Annotated in this window: 2 protein-coding genes; both read right to left on the bottom strand. The window is 72.8% G+C overall.

Going from position 1 to position 5,874, the window contains the following annotated elements; genetic code table 11:
• Nucleotides 1–5,167, bottom strand: a 5,167-nt coding sequence (locus ACEZDG_RS37810) for an amino acid adenylation domain-containing protein (RefSeq protein ID WP_380519506.1), incomplete at its 3' end; no start/stop codon positions are given.
• A partial coding sequence (locus tag ACEZDG_RS37805; RefSeq protein WP_380519504.1) for a phosphopantetheine-binding protein occupies nt 5,164–5,874 on the bottom strand: 711 nt, incomplete at its 5' end. The genes ACEZDG_RS37810 and ACEZDG_RS37805, both read right to left, overlap by 4 nt.

The raw sequence follows: 5,874 nt of genomic DNA, 5'->3' as shown, positions 1-5,874 counted from the left end.
GGGAGGCGTGCAGCAGGATGCGGTTCGCCGCGCCGCTGAAGCCGTGGTCCCGGACCAGGTCGGTGATGCCCCGGTGGGTCAGTGCCACCCCCTTGGGGACACCGGTGGACCCGGAGGTGAACAGCACACACGCCAACGCGTCGGAGTGGACGGCGCCGGTGTCGCCCGCGGTGCCGCGGGCGTCCGGGTCCAGGACGGGGAGGTCGGTGGGGTGGGGCCGATCAGTGATCAGCAGTTGGGCGTCGGCCTGGGCCAGCACGGTGGTGTGTCGTTCGTGCGGGGCGTGGTGGTCCAGCGGCACATACACCCCGCCGGCCTTGAGGACCGCCAGCGCGGTCACGACCGTTCTCCACGAGCGTTCGAGCAGGATCGCGACCTTCGGTTCGACACCGTGCAGGTGCGGTCGGATCGCGGCGGCCAACTGTGCGGCCTGGTCATTCAGCTGTCGATACGTCAGTTCCCGCTCGTCGGCGATCACCGCCGGAGCGTCGGGCGTTCGCGTGACGTGTTCGGCGAACAGCTCCAGCACGCTGGTCGTGGGCCCCTGCACGGGCCCACCCGTACTGCGCGCCAGCACCTCGGCGCGGTCGTCGGCGTCCAGCACACCGACCCGGCCCACAGGTACGTCCAACCCGGCCGCCATCGTGCCCAGCAGGTGCGCCAGGCTGCGTCCGAGCCGCTCGGCGGCCTGCAGCGGGAACACCGACGTGCGGTAGTTGAGCTCCAGTCGCAGCCGCTCGCCGGGGAAGGCGGACAGGCTCAGCGGGTAGTGCGTGGCAGCGGTCTCCTCGCGTTCCTCGGCGGGGGCCAGGCCCAGGCCGGGAACGGCGTCGCGGATCGACTCCGGCTGGAACGGCACGTTCTGGAACACCATGGTGGTGTCGAAGAGTTCGGGCAGCCCGGCCAGCCGCTGGATCTCGGCCAGGCCGAGGTACTGGTGCGCGGCCAGCGCCGCCTGCTCGGCCTGGAGCCGGCCGAGCAGTTCGGCCAGGGTGTCCGCCGGGTCGATCCGCACCCGGACCGGGACGGTGTTCATCAGCAGGCCGACGATGTCCTCCACGCCGGGCAGGTCGGCCGGTCGGCCGGAGACAGTGACGCCGAAGACCACGTCGCGCCGCCCGGTCTGACCGGCGAGCAGCAGCGCCCAGGCCCCCTCGACCAGGGTGCTCAGCGTCAGTCCGTGCTGTTGCGCGACACGGGACAGCGCCGCGGTGCGCTGCTGGTCGAGCTCCACCGCGTGGCGGCGCGGGTTCACCTGTTCGCCCTCGCCGTGGCCGGCGGCGACCAGGGTCGGTTCCTCCATGCCGTCCAGGGCCTGCTGCCAGGCGCGTTCGGCGGTGCCGCGGTCCTGGGCGACGAGCCATGCCAGGTAGTCGCGGAAGCCGACGGCGGGCGGCAGGCCGGCGTCGGAACGCCCCTCCGTCTCCGCGGCGTAGAGGGTGAACAGGTCGGCCAGGACGACGGGCAGCGACCACCCGTCGGTCAGCACATGGTGCATGGTGAAGGCGAAGGCGTGCCGGTCGGTGCCCAGTCGGACCAGGGTGAACCTGACCAGGGGCGGCCGGGCCATGTCGAAGCGGCGCAGCCGGTCGTCGGCGAGCAGCTCGCCCAGCCGGGCGCTACGGGCCTCGTCGTTCACGGCATCCGTCAGATCGGCCTCCTCCCAGGGGAGTTCGACAGCGGGCGCGATCAGCTGGACGGGGCGGCCGGAACCGCGCTCGGTGAATCCGGCCCGCAGCGCCGAGTGCCGCGCCAGCAGCGCGGCTCCCGCCCGTCGCAGGGCGCCGACGTCCAGCGGGCCGGTCAGCTCGATCGCGGTCTGGACGGTGTAGACGTCCACCCCGTCGGTGTCGAACAGGGCGTGGAAGAGCATGCCCTCCTGGAGCGGGGAGAGCGGCAGGAACTCCTCGACGTCCGGGTGGGCTCCGCGCAGCAGCTCCCGCTCCTGGTCGGTGAGCGCCAGCAGCGGCAGGTCCGCCGCCGGACCGGCCGCCTGCGTCACCGGTGCGGCCTCGCGGGACGCGGTGGCGGTGGCGAGCGCCTCCGGCGTCTTGTGCACGAAGATGTCCTGCGGGGTGAGCGCCAGTCCCTCCTTGCGGGCCCGGGCCGAGAGCTGGATCGAGAGGATCGAGTCGCCGCCCAGCATGAAGAAGTTGTCGTCGGCCGAGATCTCCCGCACTCCGAGGATCTCTTCGAACAGCGCGCACAGGAGCCGCTCTCGGTCGTCGGCCGCCGCCCGCCCGCCGCCGCTGCCCGCGTGAAAGTCAGGTTCCGGCAGGGCGCGCCGGTCGACCTTGCCGTTGACGGTGACCGGCAGGGCGGGCATCGCTACGAAGGCCGCCGGAACCATGTAGTCCGGCAGCAGTGCGGCGGTGTGCGCCCGCAGCGCGGCGGCGTCGAAGTCCGCGCCGGCGGCGGGGACCACGTAGGCGACCAGGCGCCTGGTCCCCGCCCCGTCCTGGTGGGCGGTGGTGGCCGCCTGGGCCACGGACGGGTGGGCGAGCAGCGCGGCGTCGATCTCGCCCGGCTCGATCCGGAAACCCCGGATCTTGACCTGGTCGTCGGAGCGGCCGACGAAGGCCAGTTCGCCGTCGGCGGTCCAGCGCACCAGGTCGCCGGTGCGGTACATGCGGGTGCCGGGGGTGCCGAACGGGTCCGGCAGGAAGCGCTCGGCGGTGAGTCCGGCCCGGCCGAGGTAGCCGCGGGCCAGCCCGGCCCCGGCGATGTAGAGCTCGCCGGCCACCCCGGCCGGCACCGGGCGCAGGGCCGCGTCCAGGACGTAGACCGCGGTGTTGTCGATCGGTCGGCCGATGATCGGGACCGCCGAGTCGGCACTGCGGCACACCACCGACTCGACCGTGCACTCGGTGGGCCCGTACAGGTTGTAGCCGTGCACACCCGCGGCCCGCAGCTGGTCCCAGAGCGTCGGCGGCACCGCCTCGCCGCCCAGCGCCACCACCCGCGGACGGTGCCCGGGGCCGCTGAGCAGGCCCTGTCCCAGCAGCTGGCCGGCGAAGGTCGGGGTGGTGTCGATGACGTCGATGCCGCGTTCGGCCAGCTCGCCGATCAGCGCGGCCGGGTCGCCTCGTACCTCGTCGCCGATCACGTGCAGTTCGTGGCCGGCGACCATCCACAGCAGCATGGTCCAGCTGGCGTCGAAGCCGAGCGCGTTGGTGAGCGCCACCCGCAGCCGGTCGGTTCCGGCGGCCTCGGCCTCCGGGGTGAACACGGACTCGCGGTGGCTGTGGAACACATTGGCCAGGGCCCGGTGCTCGACGCCGACGCCCTTGGGAAGCCCGGTGGAGCCGGAGGTGTAGATGGCGTACGCCAGGTGGTCGGGGCGGAGCGGCACCACCCGATCGGCGTCGGTCGGCGTATGGGCACCAACCGTGGGGTCTGCCGCCTCGACCAGCAACTGCGGCACACCGGTCGGCAATTGACCGGCAGTACTACCGGTCGTGACGATCAGCAGCGGGCGGCAGTCGTCGAGGATCGCGGACACCCGGTCGGCGGGCTGGCCGACGTCGATCGGCAGGTAGACTGCGCCGGACTTGAGGATTGCCAGGATGGCGACGATCACGTCGGTGGACCGGGGCAGTGCCACGGCCACCGCCCGGTCGGCGGCGGCGCCGGCCGCCAGCAGCCGGTGCGCCAGGCGGTTCGCGGCCGTGTCCAGTTCGGCGTAGCTGAGCGCTCGGCCGCCGCTGACCACGGCGGTCGCGTCCGGGGTGCGGGCGGCCTGGGCCTCGAACAGCGCGGGCAGGCAGTCGTCGGGCCGGGAGCGCTCGGTGCGGTTCCAGCCGGTCACCGTGCGGTTCTTCTCCGTGGGGGTGAGCAGGGCGATCCGGCCCACCGGCAGGTCGGTGGCGTCGGTGAACTGGGCCAGCAGCAGGTCGAGCCGGTCGGCGAGCGCCCGCGCGGTGTCGGCGTCCACCGACTCGGGGCGGTGGCTGAGTTCCAGCTGCAGCGTGTCGCCGGGGAAGACCGTGAGCGACAGCGGGTAGTGGGTGCCGTCCGGCAGCGCGCCCTCGTCCCGGAAGGCGATGCGCAGCTCGTGGAAGTCCCAGGCGTCGGTCCTGGCCCGTCCGTTGATCACCGGTGCGTTCTCGAAGACGGTGGTGGTGTCGAAGAGCTCGGGCAACCCGACCAGCCGCTGGATGCTGGCCAGGCCCAGGTGCTGGTGCGCGGCCAGCGCCGCCTGCTCGTCCTGGACCCGCTCCAGCAGCGCTGACAGCGGTTCGGCCGGGTCGATCCGCACCCGGACCGGGACGGTGTTCATCAGCAGGCCGACGATGTTCTCGACACCGGGCAGGTCCGCAGGTCGGCCGGAGACGGTGGCGCCGAACACCACGTCCTGCCTGCCGGTCTGCGCGGCCAGCAGCAGCGCCCAGGCCACCTGGACCACGGTGTTCAGGGTCAGCCCACGCCGCTGGGCCAGCGCCGCCAGGGCCAGGGTGCGCTCGGCGTCCAGCCGCAGCGTGACCGCCTCCGGCAGGGCCTGCGGGCCGGAGGCCGGGTCCGGGCCGGGGGGAGCCAGCAGCGTCGGCTCGTCCACGCCCTTCAGCGCCTGCTGCCAGGCGGCCTCGGACGCGGCCTGGTCCTGTGCTCCCAGCCAGGCGAGGTAGTTCTTGAACGGGACCACCGGTGCCAGCTCGCCGCGGTCTCCGGCGTAGAGCTGGAAGAGGTCGTTCAGCAGCAGCGGCAGGGACCAGGCGTCGATCAGGATGTGGTGGTAGGAAACCGCCAGCAGGTACCGCTCGGCCGGGGCGAGCGCGATCAGTGCGAAGCGCACCAGCGGCGGCCGTGCCATGTCGAACCGCCGGGTGCGCTCGTCGGCCAGCACTTCGGCGATCCGCGCCTGCGCCTCCTCGGGGGTCGCCGCCTCGCGGACGTCCTCCTCACGCCACGGGGCCTCGCACGAGGAGGCGACGGCCTGCACCGTCTGGCCCGAGCGGCGCTGCACGAACGCCGCACGCAGTGACGCGTGCCGGGTCAGCAGCGCCGTGCAGGCGGCCCGAAGCGCGGGAACGTCCAGCGGCCCGGCGATCTCCAGGACGTTCTGGACGGTGTAGACGTCCACTCCGTCGGTGTCGTAGAGGGCGTGGAACAGCATGCCCTCCTGCAGCGGCGTCAGCGGCAGGACCGCTTCCAGCGACGTCTTCTTCACTGTGAGAGCTCCCACTCGGCTTCGAGTTCATCGAGTTCGTCCTGGTCCAGCGCGAGCGCCGGATCGTCGGCGGTGAACGGGAGCTCCTGGACGTCCGCCAGGTCCGGGACCGCTGCCGCCAGCGCCTCGGGTGTCTTGTGCGTGAAGACGTCGCGCGGAGTGAGCGCCAGGCCCTCCTTGCGGGCCCGGGCGGACAACTGGATCGAGATGATCGAGTCACCGCCCAGCGAGAAGAAGCTGTCGTCGGCGAACACCGTCGGCAGGTCCAGCACCTCGGCGAACAGCGCGCACAGCAGCCGCTCACGGTCGTCGGCCGCGGGACGGCCCGCCCGGTCGGCCACCGGCTCGGGCGCGGGCAGCGCGGCTCGGTCGACCTTGCCGTTCCGGGTCAGCGGCAGTGCGTCGATGAGCCCGATCCAGCCCGGGACCATGTAGTCCGGGAGGTGCTCGGCGGTGTGGGCGCGCAGGGCGCCGGTGTCGAGACGGGCGCCCTGGACGGGGACGACGTAGGCGATGAGCTGCTTGCTGCCGTTGGTGTGCTGGTGGGCGAGGACCACGGCCTGGGCGACGGTCGGGTGGGTGCTGAGTGTGGTCTCGATCTCGGCGAGTTCGATGCGGTAGCCGCGGATTTTGACTTGGTCGTCGGTGCGGCCGGTGAAGGTGAGGGTGTTGTTGGTCCAGCGTGCGGTGTCGCCGGTGCGGTACAT

Origin of the sequence: Streptacidiphilus alkalitolerans (assembly GCF_042511045.1) — a bacterium.
Lineage (GTDB): Bacteria > Actinomycetota > Actinomycetes > Streptomycetales > Streptomycetaceae > Streptacidiphilus > Streptacidiphilus alkalitolerans.
The sequence above is the reverse complement of the archived record's forward strand: the minus strand, read 5'-3'. Positions and strand labels throughout refer to the sequence as shown.